The 18,518-nt window shown below is 63.4% G+C and carries 18 protein-coding genes; 5 read left to right on the forward strand and 13 right to left on the reverse strand.

What is annotated here, in order from left to right:
- Positions 1-3 precede the first annotated feature (3 nt).
- From RS897_RS03635 to RS897_RS03650, 4 genes are all read right to left on the reverse strand, one after another.
- On the reverse strand, positions 4-756 hold the full coding sequence (locus RS897_RS03635) for a metal ABC transporter ATP-binding protein (protein WP_315835235.1): 753 nt from the start codon (positions 754-756) through the stop codon (positions 4-6).
- Between the two features lie 2 nt (positions 757-758).
- A complete protein-coding gene (locus tag RS897_RS03640; protein ID WP_315835236.1) occupies positions 759-941 on the reverse strand; it encodes a hypothetical protein in 183 nt (60 codons plus the stop codon).
- Positions 942-1,108: 167 nt separating this feature from the next.
- The gene (crcB, locus tag RS897_RS03645; protein WP_315835237.1) at positions 1,109-1,483 is read right to left on the reverse strand and encodes a fluoride efflux transporter CrcB; all 375 of its coding nucleotides are present in this window, start codon (positions 1,481-1,483) and stop codon (positions 1,109-1,111) included.
- A gap of 157 nt (positions 1,484-1,640) precedes the next feature.
- A complete protein-coding gene (locus RS897_RS03650; RefSeq protein WP_315835238.1) occupies positions 1,641-2,240 on the reverse strand; it encodes a superoxide dismutase in 600 nt (199 codons plus the stop codon).
- Between the two features lie 258 nt (positions 2,241-2,498).
- Here RS897_RS03650 and RS897_RS03655 point away from each other — a divergent pair, with 258 nt between their 5' ends.
- Together RS897_RS03655 and RS897_RS03660 are read left to right on the forward strand one after the other, a co-directional pair.
- Entirely contained in the window at positions 2,499-3,026 is a 528-nt protein-coding gene (locus RS897_RS03655) for a GNAT family N-acetyltransferase (RefSeq protein WP_315835239.1), read from the forward strand.
- A 180-nt stretch (positions 3,027-3,206) separates the two neighbouring features.
- Positions 3,207-4,613, forward strand: a complete 1,407-nt coding sequence (locus RS897_RS03660; protein ID WP_315835240.1) for an MATE family efflux transporter — start codon at positions 3,207-3,209, stop codon at positions 4,611-4,613.
- Here the strand turns inward: RS897_RS03660 and RS897_RS03665 are convergent.
- Positions 4,610-5,764, reverse strand: coding sequence for a DUF3095 domain-containing protein (locus RS897_RS03665; protein WP_315835241.1), 1,155 nt, complete (start codon positions 5,762-5,764; stop codon positions 4,610-4,612). The genes RS897_RS03660 and RS897_RS03665 overlap by 4 nt on opposite strands.
- Before the next feature lie 390 nt (positions 5,765-6,154).
- Between RS897_RS03665 and RS897_RS03670 the strand changes: the two genes are divergently transcribed.
- Positions 6,155-6,625, forward strand: a complete 471-nt coding sequence (locus RS897_RS03670) for a DUF2147 domain-containing protein (protein ID WP_315835242.1) — start codon at positions 6,155-6,157, stop codon at positions 6,623-6,625.
- A 36-nt stretch (positions 6,626-6,661) separates the two neighbouring features.
- Here the strand turns inward: RS897_RS03670 and RS897_RS03675 are convergent, their stop codons facing one another.
- From RS897_RS03675 to RS897_RS03695, 5 genes are all read right to left on the reverse strand, one after another.
- Positions 6,662-7,636 (reverse strand): Bug family tripartite tricarboxylate transporter substrate binding protein, encoded by a 975-nt coding sequence (locus RS897_RS03675; protein WP_315835243.1) that lies wholly within the window; start codon positions 7,634-7,636, stop codon positions 6,662-6,664.
- 121 nt (positions 7,637-7,757) lie between these two features.
- Complete coding sequence (locus RS897_RS03680; protein ID WP_315835244.1) at positions 7,758-8,963, reverse strand: FAD-dependent oxidoreductase; 1,206 nt, start codon at positions 8,961-8,963, stop codon at positions 7,758-7,760.
- A gap of 19 nt (positions 8,964-8,982) precedes the next feature.
- Positions 8,983-10,245, reverse strand: coding sequence for an MFS transporter (locus tag RS897_RS03685; RefSeq protein ID WP_315835245.1), 1,263 nt, complete (start codon positions 10,243-10,245; stop codon positions 8,983-8,985).
- A gap of 129 nt (positions 10,246-10,374) precedes the next feature.
- The gene (locus RS897_RS03690) at positions 10,375-11,571 is read right to left on the reverse strand and encodes an amidohydrolase family protein (RefSeq protein ID WP_315835246.1); all 1,197 of its coding nucleotides are present in this window, start codon (positions 11,569-11,571) and stop codon (positions 10,375-10,377) included.
- A 27-nt stretch (positions 11,572-11,598) separates the two neighbouring features.
- A complete protein-coding gene (locus RS897_RS03695) occupies positions 11,599-12,183 on the reverse strand; it encodes an amino acid synthesis family protein (protein WP_315835247.1) in 585 nt (194 codons plus the stop codon).
- A gap of 71 nt (positions 12,184-12,254) precedes the next feature.
- Here RS897_RS03695 and RS897_RS03700 point away from each other — a divergent pair, with 71 nt between their 5' ends.
- Positions 12,255-12,926 (forward strand): DUF4286 family protein, encoded by a 672-nt coding sequence (locus RS897_RS03700; protein WP_315835248.1) that lies wholly within the window; start codon positions 12,255-12,257, stop codon positions 12,924-12,926.
- A complete protein-coding gene (locus RS897_RS03705; protein ID WP_315835249.1) occupies positions 12,923-13,624 on the forward strand; it encodes a GntR family transcriptional regulator in 702 nt (233 codons plus the stop codon). The genes RS897_RS03700 and RS897_RS03705 overlap by 4 nt, the downstream gene beginning before the upstream one ends.
- Positions 13,625-13,672: 48 nt before the next feature.
- Here the strand turns inward: RS897_RS03705 and RS897_RS03710 are convergent, their stop codons facing one another.
- The 3 genes from RS897_RS03710 to RS897_RS03720 are packed head-to-tail and all read right to left on the reverse strand — an operon-like array spanning position 13,673 to position 18,332.
- Positions 13,673-14,728, reverse strand: a complete 1,056-nt coding sequence (locus RS897_RS03710) for a 2-oxoacid:ferredoxin oxidoreductase subunit beta (RefSeq protein ID WP_315835250.1) — start codon at positions 14,726-14,728, stop codon at positions 13,673-13,675.
- On the reverse strand, positions 14,725-16,560 hold the full coding sequence (locus RS897_RS03715; RefSeq protein WP_315835251.1) for a 2-oxoacid:acceptor oxidoreductase subunit alpha: 1,836 nt from the start codon (positions 16,558-16,560) through the stop codon (positions 14,725-14,727). Before RS897_RS03715 ends, RS897_RS03710 begins: the two co-directional genes overlap by 4 nt.
- Positions 16,551-18,332 carry an FAD-dependent oxidoreductase gene (locus RS897_RS03720; protein ID WP_315835252.1) on the reverse strand — a complete coding sequence of 594 codons (1,782 nt, stop codon included), beginning with the start codon at positions 18,330-18,332 and terminating at the stop codon, positions 16,551-16,553. The genes RS897_RS03715 and RS897_RS03720 overlap by 10 nt, the downstream gene beginning before the upstream one ends.
- Between the last annotated feature and the right edge of the window lie 186 nt (positions 18,333-18,518).

Raw genomic sequence — 18,518 nt, forward strand, 5'->3', positions numbered from 1 at the left:
ACATCACGCCGCCCGCGGCGGTGTTTCGCTGCAGGCGTGGGCGGTGTCGTCGAACGCCTCGCACATCCGCCGCGCCTCCAGAAGATTATCCGACGTCAGCACCTCGCCGGTCGCGCCCCATGCCACCGGGGCGCGCGCCAGCAGCAGCGTTTCCGGAAAACTGGTCTTGACCAAATCGAGGTCATGCAGCGCCGCCAGCACTGTGCGCTGTTCGCGATGCCATTGCTTGACCAGATCGAGCAGGTCGGCCGAGGTCCGTGCATCGATGGCGTTGAACGGTTCGTCCAGCACGATCACCCGGGCATCCTGCAGCAGCACCCGGGCAAACAGCATGCGCTGGGTCTGGCCGCCGGACAGGGTGCCGATCGGGCGGTTTTCAAAACCGTTGAGGCCAACCGCGGAGACGGCGTGGGCGATCTGCGCCTGGTCACGCTTGCCGAGGCCACCGAACGCCCCACGCGCCCGCCACAGTCCGGTGCCGACGAAATCGAACACCGAAATCGGAAAACTGCGGTCGATCTCGGCGATCTGCGGCAGGTAAGCGATATCGCGGGGATGCAGGTCGCCGCGGGCAATGGAGCCTGCGAGCGGCTTCAGGATGCCGGCAATGCCCCGGAAGAGCGTCGATTTGCCGGCGCCGTTGGGCCCGACCACCGCCACCAGCGCGCCGGGCGCCACCTCGCCGCTGAGGTGATGCACCGCCGGGTGGCGGTCATAACCGAGCGTCAGGTCGCGAAACTGCAGTTGCGGTGCCATTGTCACCTCATCGCCAGCAACACCACGGCCCAGAGCAGCGCACTGGCGGCCAGTGCGACACCGAGCCGGGGCAGCACGCCCATCCGTAGGATCGACCATGGCGCCGGCTGAGGCGGGTGCGCATGGGGGGCGTGATGGTGCCCGTGGTCATGGGAATGGTCGTGATGGGAATGCGCGTGAGCCACAGGCAGCCGTCCGGTCTAAGGGGTGAATGTTATATTGTAACATTCCCTGCCGCAGCAACCCCTTCCTTGAGCGGGACAGAGCCCCGCCGACAGCCGGGATTTCCCTGGAGAGGGTCTTTAAGCGGCTCACAGGGGCGGTTTCGGGAATCCGGTTCCTGGAGGACCGGTCAGGCCAGATGGCGCACCAAGGTCAATCCCGCGACCAGCCCGGCGATCGAGATCACCACCGAGCCGATCACATAGAAGGCCGCGAGGCCGATTTCGCCCCGCTCATAGAGCAGAAACGAATCCAGCGAGTATGCGGAGAAGGTGGTGTAGCCGCCGAGAATGCCGGTCATGAGAAACAGCCGCCAGGGCTGGGCGGCGTCGCCCTTCAAGGCGAGGTAGCCGGCGATCAGGCCCATCACGGTCGAGCCCGTGATGTTGATGATGAAGGTGCCCCAGGGAAAGCCGGTGCCGATGCAGCGCGCGCAGAACATGTTGATGGCATGGCGCAGCGTGGCACCGAGACCGCCGCCGACAAACACCAGAAGATAACTCATGGCCGCTCCGCACCATGCGCCGATGATGGCACCGTCATCGACATGTCGTGCCGCAATCCATCCGCAATCGCAAGCGCCGAGAGATCCAAACCCGCAAGCAAAAAGGCGGCCCCGATCCGGGACCGCCTTGCCTGCGAGACTACGAAGATGAAGAGACTCAGCCCGCCTTGCTGTACAGCTCTTCGACGTATTCCCAGTTGACGAGATTGTCGACGAACGCCTTCAGATAGTCCGGACGGCGGTTGCGGTAGTCGATGTAGTAGGAGTGCTCCCAGACGTCGACGCCGAGGATCGGGGTCGCGCCATGCACCAGCGGGCTTTCGCCGTTCGGTGTCTTGGAGATTTCGAGCTTGCCGTTCTTGACCGAGAGCCAGGCCCAGCCGGAGCCGAACTGACCGACGCCCGCGGCGACGAAGTCTTCCTTGAACTTGGCGAAACCGCCAAGATCGGAATCGATCTGCTTCTGCAGCTTGCCCGGCAGCTTGTCGCCGCCGCCGTTCGGCTTCAGCCAATTCCAGAAGTGCAGATGGTTGTAGTGCTGGCCGGCATTGTTGAAGAGCGGCGCATTCTTGCCGAACGATCCCTTCACAATCTCTTCGAGCGATTTGTTCTCGAATTCGGTGCCTTTGAGCAAGTTATTGCCATTGGTGACATAAGCCTGGTGATGCTTGTCGTGATGGAATTCCAGCGTTTCTTTCGACATATACGGCTGGAGCGCATCGTGGGCATAAGGCAGGTCGGGGAGTTTGAAGGTCATGGGGGGATGTCCGCGATAATGGGAGACGATCTGTCAACACGGAACCGTTACAGAAGTTTCCGGGCGAAGTGAATATGGGAGCGCCGCGGCCAACCGCCAGCTTGCGTCACGACACCGACAAACATCGCAAGAATTTTCCACCGAAGCCGCGGTCAAGCTGCGAAGTTGGGCACTCGTTCGATTTGGGACAGCGGCTGTGCCGCGAACACCCCTGTAGTTGCGATTAATTCGCAGGAAGAAATATAAACCGGACAGCACATGAGTATCGACATTGAAATTTTGAACGGCGACGCATCGTGGCCGATGGCGGAGCCGCTGCTCAGCGCCGTATGGCCGCCCGAGGTCAAGGCAACCCTGCCGTGGGGACAGATCCCGATGGCCCCTGCCGATTTTCGCGTGCTGGTGGAAGCGGAAGATCAGGGCCTGGTTTGCCATGTCGGCATGCTGCGCCGGCGGGCAACGCTGAACGGCCGTCCCGCGCACGTCGGCGGCATCAGCGGCGTGGCGACCCGTCCCGATCATCGCCGCCAGGGCCTTGCCACCATCGCGCTCAATGCCGCTCTGCAGACCCTGAAGCACGAGGGATCGCTCGGCTTCGCATTGTTGTTCTGCGAGCCGCACAATTTTGCATTCTACAGTGCGCGCGGCTGGCACCCGTTCGAGGGCGAAATTCTCGCCGAACAGCCTGCTGGCCACGGCCGCTTCGATGCGCTCGCACCATTCGTGTTCGATCTGGTGCAGAAGCCGCGCAAGGGCGTGATCGATCTCTGCGGACTGCCGTGGTGACGCGAGTTCTGCGACATCAACGATGATCCGACCACGCGTGCCGTGACCCGCGCATAGCTCGTATCCGTTTACGCATCATCGGACTCTCAGCCGCCTTGCCCGGACGGCATGAGGCCTGTCATATGATCGTTCAAAACAAGCGTCGCCGCTGTTGAAAAGGCCGCGCACCGGGGAGAGGCAATGACGGATCTGGGAGTGGCGGAGCTGCAGGCGATCGAACCGCTTCCGCTCGCACCATCAATTTCTCCCGCCCCAAATCCGCTGCTGGACGGCCCGCTGCTGTCGACGCTGCTCAAGCTGGCCGCGCCCAATGTGGTGGCACTGAGTGTCGGTGTCTGCGTTGCGATTGCGGAGACTTCCTACATCGGCCGGCTCGGCATCGAACCGCTTGCCGCGATGGCACTGGTGTTTCCCTTTGTCATCCTCACCATGACCATGTCCGGCGGCGCGATGGGTGGCGGCGTGGCCTCGGCGATCGCACGCTCGCTCGGCGCTGGGAACGTGGAGCGCGCCTCGGAGCTCGCCATCCATGCCATCATGATCGGCGCCTGCTTCGGGCTCGCCTTCACCGTGGGCATGCTGACATTCGGCCCGTATCTGCTGGAATTGCTGGGCGGCCGCGGCCGGGTGCTGACTGAAGCGATCGGCTACATCGAGATCTTCTTCGGCGGCGCCATCATCCCCTGGCTAATGAATACGCTGACCTCGATCTTGCGCGGCACCGGCAACATGAAGTTGCCCTCTGCACTCATTCTGCTCTCCGCCACCATCCAGATCGTGCTCGGCGGCGCGCTGGCTCTGGGCGTCGGACCCATTCCGCAGTTCGGCATGCGCGGCGTCGCCTGCGGCACGCTGATCGCCTACGCCACCGGCTCGACGATCAGCTCATGGTATCTGCTCAGCGGCCGCAGCCGGCTCAATCTTACCGCAGCCCCGTTCAAATTCCGGCGCGAGATGTTTTTCGACATTCTGAAAGTGGGCGCCGTCGCCTGCTTCTCGCCGCTGCAGGGCGTGCTGGCGATCACCATTTTCACCCACATGCTGGCGCGCTTTGGCACCGAAGTGCTGGCCGGCTACGGCATCGGCGCGCGGCTCGAATTCATGCTGACCTCGATCGCCTTCGCGATCGGCGTCGCCTCGGTGCCGATGGTCGGCATGGCGGTCGGCGCCGGACGCATCAAGCGAGCCCGGCGCGTCGCCTGGACCGGCGGCACCATCGCATTTGCCGGGGTGGCGGTGGCCGGGACGATCTTCGCGGCCTTCCCCTGGCTGTGGGTCAGCATCTTCACCGACGATCCCGGCGTGCGCGCCGCGAGTTATCAATACCTCGGGATCGCAGCGCCGTTCTATGCGTTCATTGGGCTCAACATCGCGCTGTATTTCGCCTCTCAAGGCGCGGCGAAGATTATCGGCCCGGTGCTGGCGCAAACCGCGCGGCTCATTTTCATCATCATCGGGGGCAGCTGGCTGGTCGCCATCGGCGCCAGCGCCACCAGCTTCTTCATCCTCGCCGCCTGCTCCATGGTGCTGCTCGGCTTGTCGTGCGTCACCGCGGTGAAGCTGACGCCATGGGGTGCGCGGAGTTAGCTCGCCGCAGCAGCTTTCAGTGCCGTCGCCGCCGACGCATAGCCGCCGCGCGCACCATCAATGAAATGCACATGATCGCTGCGGCTCGCCGCCGGCGTGAAGCATGTCATCATCGCAGCATCCTGGCGATGCACGCCGTAGCGGATGGTGCCGGCAGCAGCGGCGGCTGCGAGGCGATCCTCGAGCTCCTGCGCAAGCTCCGGCGTGCAGTCGAGAACCATGCGCAGCGCATCGTCAAATTTACGGAAATCCGAGTTCGCGACCGCCTGCTCCACATACGTCTTCGGCACGAAGCCGCCGACGCTGATGCCGAAACGCATGATGACAAAAGCGAACAGCGTCCATCCCAGCACCGAGATCCGACGCAACACCAGCGGGCCCTTGTGGGCGGCGCGCGCTTCGTACTCGAGACCCTGCGGCGGCCAGCGCAGCGGTGGACCGGCCGACGGCACAGGACGGCCGGCGTCCGGGCTGCGTTCGACCAGTGCGATGACGTCCTCGACCACGCGGCGGAAGGCATCCGGCGCGGCATCCTTGTCCGGCACCACCAGAACCGACACGATCTGGCCTTGCCGGGCCGGGATCTCCTCGAACCGGCACGACAATCCGGTGAGATCGGGCAAGGTGCCGGGCGCGGCAGGCGCCACCGTGAACTCGCCGCGCTTCATCGCACTCTCGGCCCATCCGAGCCCGCCACCGGAAAACATCGCATAGGAGACATAAGGCGACGGCGCGTAACGCGCGACCCGCACATCGAGCCCCTGCGCACGAACATCCCTGACCGGCACCAGCGCGACCCGCATCGCGAGGTCGAGATCCTGCCGCACCCAGCTTGCGGTCGACGCCAGCGCGTCCCGAACGAGATCCGCATCACGCGGCGCGACCGCGAAACCGGCACCGTCGCCGCCGAACACAAACGGGAATTCACGACCTTCGAGCGCATTGGTGACCGCGGCGATGACAGCCGCGCCAGCCATGTTCACGGCCTTGTAGCGCTTGTCGGCAATGGCTTTGGTCGAATCAACGATGTCGGCGACACCGACGAGCCAGTCATCCGGCAGCGGCAGATAGAGCGCCGGATCCATCAGGTTCTTGAAGCCGTGAAAGACCGGTACACTTTGGTAGAACGAGTCCTGACCGGTCGCTGTCACCTGAAATCCCCTGCCTGGAAGGCCTTCTAGGCGCTCTATACGGCCGATACGCGGCATCGTTACCTTTGGTTTCGCGATCTTGATAAGACCATGCCGGATATGCTTGTGTTCCCGGTTCGAGTCCCGATTTCCCCCAAAGCCTATTTGACGTGTACCGCGTGCCGCGCCCAAATGACGCACTTCATGACGTACTTGCAGGTGACGCACTTATAAGCGACGCATCCGGATGTCCCCAAATCATCTTCAGGCAATCCACCTCAGGCAAGGTGGTGGACAGGCTGGGTCGCCCTTCGGACATACCATCACACTTCTAACCCCTTGGAATAGCTTCACCCCCTCCCAAACCGGGCAGCAACCTGCCCGCCCCTCTCATTTGAATGGCCTCCTCCCATGCGAATCGACGTTCGTCCACCTGCCGCCCTTGCCGCCTCGTTTGTCCTGACTGCTGCCCTTCTGCTGACCAACGCCGTCGGCGTCGCCCACGCGGCGCCGGATGCCAGCCCGGCCGGGGTCTGGGTGACCCAGGCCGGCGATGCCAAGGTGCAGGTCAGCCGCTGCGGCGGCGCGCTCTGTGGCAAAGTGATCTGGCTGCGCGACCCGATCGACAGCGCCACCGGCAAGGCCCAAGCCGACAACAAGAACCAGAATCCCGCGCTGCGGACGCGGCCGATCATCGGCATCCAGCTGTTCATGGATATGAAGCCGTCGGCGCCGAACGCCTGGTCCGGCCGCATCTACAATGCAGATGACGGCCAGAGCTATGCCAGCACCGTGACCCAGATCGATGCCGGACGGCTGGAGGTCAAAGGCTGCGTCGGCGCGCTGTGCGGCAGCGAGACCTGGAGCCGGGCGGCGCGGTGAGTTCGACCGGCAGCCGCCGGCGAGCGGCGTCGAGCCTTACTGCTGCTCCACGCCGGCGGCCTTGACCGCTTCGGTCCAGATCGTGATGTCGCTCGCCAGCATCGCCTTGTATTCCTCCGGCGTATTGCCGAGCGGATCGGCGCCATACTCCGTCAGCCTGCGGGCGAATGCCGGATCCTTGACGGCGGTGGCGATCTCCTTCGCGATCCGGTCGATGATGTCAGCCGGCGTGCCGGCCGGCGCCATCAGGCCGTTCCAGGTCAACGCCCTGAAACCGGGATAACCGGATTCCGCAACCGTCGGCACCTGAGGCGCCAGCGGTGCCCGCGCGTCGCCGGACACCGCAAGCATTCTCACGGTGCCGCCATTGGCCTGCGGCAGGGCGTCGGAGAGGTTCGAGAACATCGCCGGGATCTGCCCGCCGATGACGTCCGCCAGCGCCGGCGCATTGCCCTTGTAGGGCACATGCGTCATCTCCAGACCCGCCTGCTTGAGAAACAGCGCCATCGACAGATGATTCAAGCTGCCGATGCCGGCCGATCCGTAAGCGAGTTCGCCCTTGCGAGCCCGCACATAGTCGACGAACTCCTTGAGCGTCTTGACCGGAAGATCCTTGTTCACGACGAGCGCGAACGGATTGGTGGCAATATTGCTGATCGGCGCGAAATTTTTCCGCGCATCGAACCGCACCTTGTTGATCGCAGGCATGATCGCCATCACCGGCAGCGGCGCGATGAACAGGGTGTAGCCATCCGCCGGCGCCCTGGCGGCGGCTTCCGCGGCGATGGCCCCGCCCGCGCCGGCACGGTTCTCCACCACAAACGCCTTGCCGAAAGCCTCGCTCAAGCGCTGTGCCGTCATGCGCGCGATGCCGTCGGTGTTGCCGCCGGCGGCATAGGGCACGATCACGGTCACCAGCTTTTGCGGCCATTGCTGCGCAAAGGCGCGAGGAACAAACGCCGTCGCCCCCAATCCGGCGCCGAGACACAAAGTCGTTCTTCGAGAATACATCACCTCACTCCATCGTTCGGCCGACGCTTGATCCTCGCGCCGCCCAGCCCCGCGCGCCTGCGGTTCATCCTGCAGGCGCCTTCCCCTCCCGAGCTTCCCCTCAAAATCTTGTTGTTCGCCGCTATCGCCGCACGCTTTCGAGAAGTGACGTTCGCATCAGAAACGCCCGGTGCGATTTCGGATCGGACGCCGTGGCACGCAAAGCAGCAAAACTCGCTGAACGTGCCGCCTCGTCTTTCTCTTCGAGGCGTTTCTTGTTGGCGATGGTCTGCTGCTGGACATATTCGACGTTCAAGGGCCGCCGAACGGCGTCGTACTGCGCAAGATCATCCTGCGGCCGCTCTCCGTGCAGCACGCCCGACAGCAGGTTGGCGAGATAGACCGCGTCGTGGATGCCGCAATTCAGCCCGAGGCCGCCGATCGGATTGTTCACGTGGGCGGAATCGCCGGCGAGGAAGACGCGTCCCTGGCGGAAACTCGCCGCCACCCGCTGATGCACGTTGTAGAGATTCTTGTGAACGATCTCGTAGCAACCGTCCTTCGGAAAGAACTTCTGAAGACGGGCTTCGGCCGCGACATCGCTGAGCACTTCATCATCCGTCTGCCCGGGGATGGTCGGAAACACCACACGCCACCGGCCGAGGCCATCGTCGCCGGAGACCTTGAACAGGTTGGTCCACTCATCGGGGTCGGAGAAGTAGCAGCGGAAGGCCGCGCCGAATTCGGTGGCAAAATCAAACAACGTGGTGAGCACGAGAAAGCGTTCGGGGAAGGTGTAGCCTTCGAAATTTATTCCCAGCGCCTTGCGCACGGTCGAGCGGCCGCCGTCGGCGCCCACCAGGTAACAGCCTTCGTGGGTCTCGATGCCCCGCTCGGTCTGCACCGTGATGACAACTCTGTCGCCCCGATCTTCAACGGAGCTGACGGGCGATGTCATGTGCAACTGGGCGTGCGGAAAATCGCGCAAACGCGCAATTCCCATGTTGGCGATCTTGTGCTGCTCGCACTGCACGACGAAGGGATATTGCGTGTCGTCTTTGAGAATGTCGTGATCGAACTCGGTAATCAGCTGCCGGCCGGGACGATCCCAGAACTGAAAGGTCCGGGCGACGAGCCCCCGTGCGATGATCTCATCCATCAGGTCGAGCGCAGCCAGCATCTCCAGGGTTGCGGGATGCAGGGTCGACGCCCGTGGCGCATCACTGACAGTGGCAGCAGCCTCGAAGACGCGCACGGGAATGCCGCGCCGGGCAAGCGCCAGCGCCGTGATGATCCCGACAGGCCCGCCGCCCGCGATGAGGACGGGAAGATCAGATGGCTTGGTCATATGATTTGTCCTTTCGGGCTTAATGCGCACGCATCAAGGGAACCATCAGCAAACCGCCGATCGCCGTGGCCGCGACCAGCACGAGGAAGGCCGCATCGAAACTGCCGGTGCGGGACACCACGATCCCCATCGTCACCGGCGCCAGCGCACCGACGAGATTGCTGAGACCGTTCTTGAAACCAACGGCGGTGGCGACCGCGCCTTCCGGCACGATGTCCATGATCAAGGCATAGCTGACGGGCGTCACCATGCCCCAGAACAATCCGCTGAGGCCGATCATCAACGCCGCGGTTTGCGGGGTGGGCATCAGGGACACGAAATACATCAGGATGCCGGACATCATCAGACCGACGCCGGCGATCACGGCCCGCTTGCCCAGCCAATCGGAGAGATAGGACCCGCCGATCTGACCGACAACGACAAGAATGAAAGGCAGTGCGGCGTAGATGCCGGCCTGCGTGGGCGCCAGGTGCCGCTGCTTGATGAGGTAGCTCGGCAGCCAGCTGTTCAGGCCCCAGAGATAGATCAGGGTGCCGCAGGACGCGACAACGACAAGCCAGTAGCGCCAGTCGGTCACGAACAGCCTGACACCCTCCCGATAGCTCAGTTGCGGCCGGCCCGGCACAGCGGAAGGGGCAACCGGCATGCCCGGCGCCCGGTCACGCACATACAGCAATGTCAGCGGCAGGATCACGACAAGGTTGAGGACTGCGAGTGCGAAAAACGACTCGCGCCAGCCATAGGCCGTCACCAGCCACGTCGTGACCGGGAAACCGATCGCCGAGCCCAACGGGCTGCCGACGGTCCACATCGCGTTCGCGCGCGCCCGCTGGTGCGGCGGAAACCAGCGCGCGACCACGGCATTGGCAATGCTGAACTGCGGCCCCTCGGCGAGACCCAGCAGCGCACGAAGCGTGATCATCATGGCAAATGATCCGGCACATCCCATCAATGCCATCAGCACGCCCCACACGACAACGCTGACATTGAGCGTGCGGCTTGGACCGAACAGATCGACGAGCGCGCTCAGGACAACGTTCGACAGACCATAGGCGATCAGGAAACTGGTCATCAGAAGCCCGAGCCGCGCCGGGTCAAACCCGGTGCCCATCGCAGTCTGGAACTCGGTATCGGTAAAGAGAACGGCGATGCTGATCCGGTCGAAGAAGCCGGCGATCACGGTCAGGAACAGGATCGCAGCGACAAGCCAACGCCGCGTGCTGTAGCTGTTGCCCGCGGCCGCACTGACCAGCGCCGGGATGTCTTTCTCGACAACGCTCATTTCAAGCCTCTCAAGCCCGCTGGCATGAATTCTCTTTGTCACGTCAGCGCGCAAGCGATCTGCTCGGCGTTGACGCGCATCGAACTCATCGATTTCTTTTTTGCAGTCGTCCTCGCTCCGCAATCCGCGTTAATGCGCAGGCGCTGCGAAGTCGTGAAGGATCCTGTTCTCGGCAACGACGACCGGGTGCATGGTTTGGGGCGTATTGCGCGAGCGGCCGACAAAGCGCGGCACGCCGTCGCTGATCACGGCGCCAACCGCAGCGATATCGCCATTGGCAAGCGCGGCGCAGGCATCGTTTTTCGATCCGCCCGCGCAGGCGTCGATCAGGATGACGTCAGCATCACGCCCCGGCGCGATCACGCCCGAGTTGAGGCCGTAGACGCGCGCGTTGTTGCCGGTCGCCGCCGCAATGGCGAGCTCCGGCGCGATGCCGGCGAGGCTCGCGAGATGGGAGATCGTGTAGAGCATGCCAAGCGGCATGATGCCGCTGCCGGTTGGCGTGTCGGTGGCAACCAGCAGCCGAGCGAAGGCGTCGGCCTCGGTGAGCAGCCGGGCGCAGAGCAGCGTGGTGCGCAGATTGCCGGCGGTGCAGACCTGCAGGGCCATGTCGGATTCGTAAACCAGACGCGGATAGTCCGCGTCGGGCATGGCGATGGGACCGCCATTGGTGTGAAACGACACGTGAGGCCGCAGCCGCAGCAGATGATCGGCCCAGATTCCGGATGAGCCCGGAATTGAGGCGCCGCCGGTGTGGACCAGGGTGATCATGCCGAGCTCGCGCGCCCAGGCGATGGTCTCCTCGTAGTCATAAGGCGTCGGAAAAGCGCCGAAGCCGGCCTTGGCCAGCCACACGCCCTGTTGCCGGATCTCCGCGAGATCCGCCCGGGTAAGACCAGGCTCCAGGATCACCGCGCCGGCATGCACCCGCATGCCGCCGGGACGATAGGTCTCAAAACACCTGCGCGCCGCAACCGCCAGTGCCTTGACGCCGGCGGGATCCTTGGGCCGGCCGGGAACATGTACTTCCGACGCGCTGATCGCCGTCGTCACGCCGCCATGCAGATAACTTTCCAGAAAGCCGACGGTGCGCTGCCGCGGTGTGTAGTCGCCAAACGTAATATGCACATGGCTGTCGATGAGGCCGGGGATCGCCGTGGTCCCCGCCGCGTCGATGATCACATCGCAACCGGCGAGCGCGGTCTTGTCGGCACTCCCGACATGCTGGATCGCGCCGCCGTCGCAGACAATGCAATCGCCGGCAACGACAGGCTCGCGCCAGTCACCGGACACGATGCGGCCGATATTGACAAGGGCTATGCGCATGGGAGCGATCCCTGAGTTGTCGCTGATTTAGCCTTGCCGGACGGCAGAGGCCTTCACGGACTCTGTATAGCCGAGCCCGCCCACTCGCGCGTTGAGTCGCCCGCGGTTCGCCACACAGAAGATCAGCGCAATCTCTTCCGGCAGCGGACCGCCGGGCAGCATCAGGCTCATGCCGTCATAATGCGAGCGGACATAGACATCGGTCTTGGCGTTCATCGGCACGTCGATCAGCGCGCCAGGTGCGGCGACCTTGGTCATCGACGAAATCCAGGCGGAGGCGCCACCCATGGCGTCACGAAACGGCTCGGCGAAGGTCGTGGTAAGGAGCGCATTGGCATGCTCCTGTTCGCCGGCCAGGCCAACGATCCCGCCCTTGCCATAACTCTGGATCTCGTGCGGCCCCATGGCGGCCAGCGCCACCTTCGCCATCTGCGCTCCGATGCCTCTGCTCGCCTCGATCAGCGGCGTCAGATCCTCGACATAACGGCCGACATGCGGATTGGGCACCACCGCGATGACCGCCACCTTCCGTTGTAGCGGATCGGCAAGCCGGCCCGCTTCCTGGAATTTGTCGTCCACGACAGTCAACAGACGTCGGATCGAAAGATCCATTGGCAAAGTCTCCTCGATTTGGTATTGTTTGTAAATCATATTGTCTGACAATTTGTCAATAGGAAGCGGACATGAATCTGCAGGGCGAGACGATCCTCTTTTCCGAGATGACCCCACCCGGGGACCAGGAGGTGGCGTTCAACGAATGGTACGATCACGAGCACATTCCGCTACGCATGGCCGCGCCGGGCTTTCGCAGCGCCCAGCGCTACCGCGATGGGCAGAGCCTGAACTATCTCGCGGTGTACGAAATGAACGCCCCGGACGCTCTCACCACGCCGGAGTACGGCCGGATCAAGAACCAGCCCTCGGACACGACCCGCGCCATGCTCGGATCGGTCTCCGGCTTCACGCGCTACATCGGCCGGACCATCGGGGCGCATGGCCGATCCGGTGCCGAACTGCTGTCGGCTCCCGTGCTCTATGCCGTGTTCTTCCAGATGCCGGCTGAACGCACCGCGGAATTCGACTCATGGTATGCTGAGGACCACGTTCCGCTGCTGCTGGACGATCCGAGGTGGATCGGGACACGCCGCTTCGATGTTCTTGATGGCTCTCCCCACGGCTACAACAGGCTTGCCTTGCATTACCTCGCCGATCGGCTGGCTCTGGATTCGGACGCGCGGGCAAAGGCGCGCGCGACGCCATGGCGCGCCCGCCTGGCGCAGGAGCCGTGGTTTCAGGGCAAGTATCTCGTGTTCGACAGCATCCGTTCACGCCAAGTCGCGCAGGCCGCGGCATGACTGAGCAGCCCGCCGATTTCCTGACGCTTGTGAGGTCGCCCGTCGCGGTGCGCGAGCTCGCCGCGGACACCCTGCGGCAGGCCATCATCCGCGGCGACCTGCTGCCTGGCGGGCGGCTGGTGGAAGCTGAGCTGTCGAAGCGGATGGGCGTGTCGCGCCCCTCGATCCGCGAGGCGCTGAGCCAGCTTGCCGCCGAAAAGCTGGTGACGATCGTGCCCAACAAGGGCCCGTCTGTCGCCAACATCAGCTGGAAGGAAGCGCAGGAGATCTATCATGTGCGCAGCCTGGTCGAGGGCGAGGCGTCCTTTCTCTTTGCCGGTCGCGCCAGCAAGGCAGATCTCGCCGGGATGCGCACGGCACTGAAGGCGTTCGAGCGGGCGATGGCGCGTGACGACACCTCCAGCCTCGTCGCCTCGACGGGCGCCTTCTATGGGATCATGCTCAATGGCTGCGGCAACGGCATCATCACCGAACTGCTTGCCGGGCTGAATGCCCGGATTGGCGTGCTGCGCGCCCGCTCGATGTCGCGGCCTGGCCGCGCCCGCCATTCCCTGGCGGAAATGACGGCCATGCTCGAGCGCCTGGAAAACGGTGATGCGGAAGGCGCCCGCGCCGCCACCCACAGCCATGTCCGCGCCGCGGCAGCCGCGGCACGCGAGAGCTTCGAGCAGCTGGCGCAGCAAAAGCAACACGGCTGACGTCACCGCGGCTCGTGATTCAGCGCAACGTTTTAACGAAGACTCGTTTTAACGAAGACTTGCGTTGATCTTGTCCAGCGCCGACGCTCCCGGGCAGAGCGCTGCGGTGTCCAGCTGGTTGAGCGGCGTCTCGACCGTGTCGAGATTGCTGTGCAGATCGTCAGCATCGGCCTCGACATACAGCAGGCCGGTCACGATCTGGCCCTGGGCGGCATGCCGCTGCAGGAAGTTCATGGCGGCGAGCCGATCGTGCGGATCGTACTCGTCGTTGAGCTTGCGCAGATTGAGCACCGAGCCGTCGTGCTGGGTCACCGCCGCGACTTTGCCCGGCGCATAATTGACCGTGATGGGATCGCGGCCGACCATGATATCCAGCGCATTCACCGCTTCGTTGTGCTCCCTGACGTAATCCAGGCTCTTGGTCGAGCCGGCGTGATTGTTGAAGGCGATGCAGGGCGAGATCACGTCGATGAAGGCCGCACCTTTGTGAGCGATCGCGGCCTTGATCAACGGCACCAGCTGGCCCTTGTCGCCGGAGAAGCTGCGGGCCACGAAGGTGGCGCCGAGTTGCAGCGCGATCGCGACGAGATCAATCGAGGAGTCGCTGTTCAGCGCGCCTTTTTTGGATTTCGATCCCCTGTCAGCAGTAGCCGAGAACTGCCCCTTGGTCAGGCCATACACGCCGTTGTTTTCGACGATATAGGTCATGTTGACGGCGCGACGCACGGAATGGGCGAACTGGCCGAACCCGATGGAGGCGGAATCGCCATCGCCGGAGACGCCGAGATAGATCAATTCGCGGTTGGCAAGATTGGCGCCGGTCAGCACCGACGGCATGCGGCCGTGCACCGAATTGAAGCCGTGGGAAGCACCGAGGAAGTAATCGGGCGTCTTCGACGAGCAGCCGATGCCGGAAATCTTCGCCACCCGATGCGGCTCGATCGACAGCTCGAAACAGGCCTCGATGATCGACGCCGAGATCGAATCGTGGCCGCAGCCGGCGCACAAAGTCGAGGTGGAGGCCTCGTAGTCGCGGCGGGTGAAGCCGATCTCGTTTTTCGGCAGCGACGGATGGTGAAACTTGGGCTTGGCGAGATAGGTCATGACAGCGCCTTTCGCAGCGGCGTGACTTTCAGCGTGTCGAGCCGGTCGCCGATGGTATTGGAAATGAAACGGGCGGTGATCGAGCTGCCGTCATAGTGCAGCACCGGCACCAGGCGCACCGGATCGATGCCGAGCTCGTTGACGATCAGCGAGCGCAATTGCGCGTCGCGGTTCTGCTCGACCACGAACACGAAATCATGATCGGCGATGAAGCTCGCCACGTCCTGGTGGAACGGGAAGGCGCGGATCCGCATCAGGTCCAGGCTGTGACCACGCTTGGCGAGGATTTCCGCCGCCTCGCTCATCGCAGGCGCAGTCGAGCCGTAATAGATCACGCCGAACCGGGTCGGCTTGTCGGCATTGCTGCGCAGCGGCTTCGGCAGGATGCCCTTGGCGGTGTCCAGCTTGCGCAGCAGGCGCTGCATGCCGTCGACATAGGTCGCACCATTCTCCGAATAGCGGGCGCGCGCATCATGGGAGGTGCCGCGGGTGAAGAAGGTGCCCTTGGTCGGGTGGGTGCCCGGATAGGTGCGATAGCCGATGCCGTCGCCGTCGACATCCATATAGCGGCCGAAATCCTTGGCCTTGTCGAGATCCTCGGCCGACAGCACCTTGCCGCGATCGTAGGTCTTGCTGTCGTCCCAGGAGAGCGGCCGGCACAGCCGATGGTTCATGCCGATGTCGAGATCGAGTAGCACAAACACCGGTGTCTGCAGCCGGTCGGCGTAGTCGAAAGAGCTGGCGCCGAATTCGAAGGCTTCGGTCGCATCCTCAGGCAGCAACAACACATGCTTGGTGTCGCCGTGAGAGGCATAGGCGCAGCTGATCAGGTCGCATTGCTGGGTCCGGGTCGGCATGCCCGTGGAGGGACCGGCGCGTTGCACGTCGAATACGACAGCGGGAATTTCCGCGAAATAAGCAAAGCCGAGAAACTCCTGCATCAGCGAGATGCCGGGACCTGAGGTCGCGGTAAAGGCACGCGCGCCATTCCACGCCGCGCCGATCACCATGCCGATGGAGGCGATTTCGTCCTCCGCCTGCACGATGGCGTAGCGGGCCTGCTTGGTTTCCGGATCGTGACGGAATTTCCCGCAGTATTTGGCGAACCCCTCCGCCAGCGACGACGACGGCGTAATCGGATACCAGGCGCAGACGGTGGCGCCGCCATAAACCGCACCCAGCGCGGCCGCCGCGTTACCCTCGATCAGGATCCGATCGCCGACCTTGTCGGTGCGCTTCAGGCGCAGCCCGATCGGACAGGCGAAATTGGCCTTGGCATACTCGCGGCCGAGATGCAGCGCATGCACGTTCGGCGCGATCAGCTTGTCCTTGCCTTTGTACTGTTCGCCGATCAGCTTCTCGAGCTCGGCAAAGTCCATGTCGAGCAGCGCCGACAGCGCGCCGATGCAGATGATGTTCTTGAACAGCTGGCGCTGGCGCGGATCGGTATACTCCGCGTTGCAGATCTGGGTCAGCGGAATGCCGATCACGGTGATATCCGCGCGCAATTGCCCGGGCGGGATGGCGCGGGTCGAATCGTACATCAAATAGCCGTCGGGCTCGATCGAGATCACGTCGGCATTGAAGGTCTGCGGGTTCATCGCCACCATGAAATCGGTGCCGCCGCGGGCACCGAGATGCCCTGCTTCAGTGACACGGATTTCGAACCAGGTCGGCAGTCCCTGGATGTTGGAGGGAAAGACGTTGCGGGGCGCCATCGGAATGCCCATCCGCATGATGGCGCGGGCGAACATTTCATTGGCGCTGGCCGAGCCGGAGCCGTTGACGTTGGCGAAACGAATGACGAAGTCGTTGACGGCTGCTAGCGGCATGCTGGACCTGCGTGAGTGACTTCCAGATAGAACTTGTTCATGTCCCAAGCACCGGTCGGACAGCGCTCGGCACACAACCCGCAATGCAGGCAGACGTCTTCGTCTTTCGCCATGATGCGGCCGGTCTTCAGGCCGTCGGCCACGTAGATGTCCTGGGCCAGATTGAGCGCCGGCGCACGCAAGCGCCCGCGCAGGTCCTCTTCGTCACCATTCTCGGTGAAGGTGATGCTGTCCATCGGGCAGACGTCGACGCAGGCATCGCATTCGATGCAGAGCGGCGCCGAGAACACGGTTTCGACATCGCAGTTCAGGCAGCGCCCCGCTTCCGCCAGCGCCAGCTTGGCGTCGAAGCCGAGTTCGACCTCGGCCTTGATGCTGCTGAGCGCCGTGGCATTGTCCTGATGAGGCACGGCGTAACGCTCGTCCAACACCACTTCGTTTTTGTAGCTCCACTCGTGGATACCCATTTTCTGGTTGACCACGGTGACTGCGGGTAACGGACGCTGAGCGATATCCTCGCCATGCAAGAGTTTGTCGATCGACACCGCCACTTCGTGGCCATGCGCGACCGCCCAAATGATGTTCTTCGGGCCGAACGCGGCGTCGCCAGCGAAAAACACCTTCGGGTTGCTGGACTGGAAGGTGACCTTGTCGACCACTGGCATGCCGTGGTCGTCGAAGGCGATACCGGCATCGCGCTCGATCCAGGGAAACGCATTTTCCTGGCCAACCGCCACCAGCACGTCGTCGCATTCAAACAGCACGTCAGGCTCGCCTGACGGCACCAGCTTGCGGCGGCCCTTGGCGTCGAACTCCGCCTTGACCTTTTCAAACAGCACGCCGGTGAGCTTGCCGCCGTCGTGCTTGAACTCCTTCGGCACCAGGAAATTGTGGATCGGAATGCCTTCGCGCGCGGCGTCTTCCTTTTCCCAGGGCGAGGCTTTCATCTCGTCGAAGCCGGAGCGCACCACCACCTTGACGTCTTCGCCGCCAAGCCGACGCGCGGACCGGCAGCAGTCCATCGCAGTGTTGCCGCCACCGAGCACGATGACACGCTTGCCGATGCCGTGGATGTGATCGAACGACACGCTGGAGAGCCAGTCGATGCCGATGTGAATATTGCCGGCGGCCTCCTTGCGGCCGGGAATATCGAGATCGCGACCGCGCGGCGCGCCGGATCCGACCACGACGATGTCGTAATCCTCCGCAAGCAGGGCTGCCATGCTCTCGACGCGGGTGCCGGCGCGGAATTCGACGCCGAGATTGAGCACGAAGCCGGTTTCCTCGTCGATCACGCTGTCCGGCAGACGGAATTTCGGAATCTGTGAGCGCATCATGCCGCCGGCGCGCTTGTCGCCGTCATACACCACACAGGTGTAACCGAGCGGTGCGAGATCGCGCGCCACTGTCAGCGAGGCAGGGCCCGCACCAATCAGCGCGATGCGTTTGCCGTTTTTCACCGCCGCCGGTTGTGGCATCCGGCGCGTGACGTCGTCTTTATAATCAGCGGCGACGCGTTTCAGCCGGCAGATCGCGACCGGCTCATCCTCGACGCGAACGCGGCGGCACGCCGGTTCGCAAGGACGATCACAGGTGCGCCCCAGAATCCCGGGAAACACGTTCGACCGCCAATTGATCATGTAGGCATCGCTATAGCGGCCCGCGGCGATCAACCGGATGTATTCGGGAACTGGCGTATGTGCGGGACAAGCCCACTGGCAATCGACCACTTTGTGAAAGTAGTCGGGTGCAGCAATATCAGTCGCTTTCATTCTTCCCCGTCCACGCGGACGCGAGACCGCGCAGCCTTTTATCGTTTCCCACTGAACGCTCAGGCGGCGTTCTTGTTGTTATCCAGATGGATAATTAGAAGCATTCAACATGATCCGCGCCATGCTGAAAAGCCAAATTTGTTTGATTTGCTATTGCCCTTTGGTCGCAGCTTAGGATTCTACCGC

The sequence above is a fragment of the Bradyrhizobium prioriisuperbiae genome, assembly GCF_032397745.1.
Classification (GTDB): Bacteria; Pseudomonadota; Alphaproteobacteria; order Rhizobiales; family Xanthobacteraceae; genus Bradyrhizobium_A; species Bradyrhizobium_A prioriisuperbiae.

Bases quoted from the DNA above. Each gene is read 5' to 3' on its own strand.
- RS897_RS03700 (WP_315835248.1), top strand. From the start codon at position 12,255: ATGAATCTGCAGGGCGAGACGATCCTCTTTTCCGAGATGACCCCACCC.
- RS897_RS03655 (WP_315835239.1), top strand. From the start codon at position 2,499: ATGAGTATCGACATTGAAATTTTGAACGGCGACGCATCGTGGCCGATG.
- RS897_RS03715 (WP_315835251.1), bottom strand. From the start codon at position 16,560: ATGCCGCTAGCAGCCGTCAACGACTTCGTCATTCGTTTCGCCAACGTC.
- RS897_RS03680 (WP_315835244.1), bottom strand. From the start codon at position 8,963: ATGACCAAGCCATCTGATCTTCCCGTCCTCATCGCGGGCGGCGGGCCT.
- crcB (WP_315835237.1), bottom strand. From the start codon at position 1,483: ATGAGTTATCTTCTGGTGTTTGTCGGCGGCGGTCTCGGTGCCACGCTG.
- RS897_RS03705 (WP_315835249.1), top strand. From the start codon at position 12,923: ATGACTGAGCAGCCCGCCGATTTCCTGACGCTTGTGAGGTCGCCCGTC.
- RS897_RS03720 (WP_315835252.1), bottom strand. From the start codon at position 18,332: ATGAAAGCGACTGATATTGCTGCACCCGACTACTTTCACAAAGTGGTC.
- RS897_RS03670 (WP_315835242.1), top strand. From the start codon at position 6,155: ATGCGAATCGACGTTCGTCCACCTGCCGCCCTTGCCGCCTCGTTTGTC.
- RS897_RS03635 (WP_315835235.1), bottom strand. From the start codon at position 756: ATGGCACCGCAACTGCAGTTTCGCGACCTGACGCTCGGTTATGACCGC.
- RS897_RS03660 (WP_315835240.1), top strand. From the start codon at position 3,207: ATGACGGATCTGGGAGTGGCGGAGCTGCAGGCGATCGAACCGCTTCCG.
- RS897_RS03690 (WP_315835246.1), bottom strand. From the start codon at position 11,571: ATGCGCATAGCCCTTGTCAATATCGGCCGCATCGTGTCCGGTGACTGG.
- RS897_RS03685 (WP_315835245.1), bottom strand. From the start codon at position 10,245: ATGAGCGTTGTCGAGAAAGACATCCCGGCGCTGGTCAGTGCGGCCGCG.
- RS897_RS03695 (WP_315835247.1), bottom strand. From the start codon at position 12,183: ATGGATCTTTCGATCCGACGTCTGTTGACTGTCGTGGACGACAAATTC.
- RS897_RS03675 (WP_315835243.1), bottom strand. From the start codon at position 7,636: ATGTATTCTCGAAGAACGACTTTGTGTCTCGGCGCCGGATTGGGGGCG.
- RS897_RS03710 (WP_315835250.1), bottom strand. From the start codon at position 14,728: ATGACCTATCTCGCCAAGCCCAAGTTTCACCATCCGTCGCTGCCGAAA.
- RS897_RS03650 (WP_315835238.1), bottom strand. From the start codon at position 2,240: ATGACCTTCAAACTCCCCGACCTGCCTTATGCCCACGATGCGCTCCAG.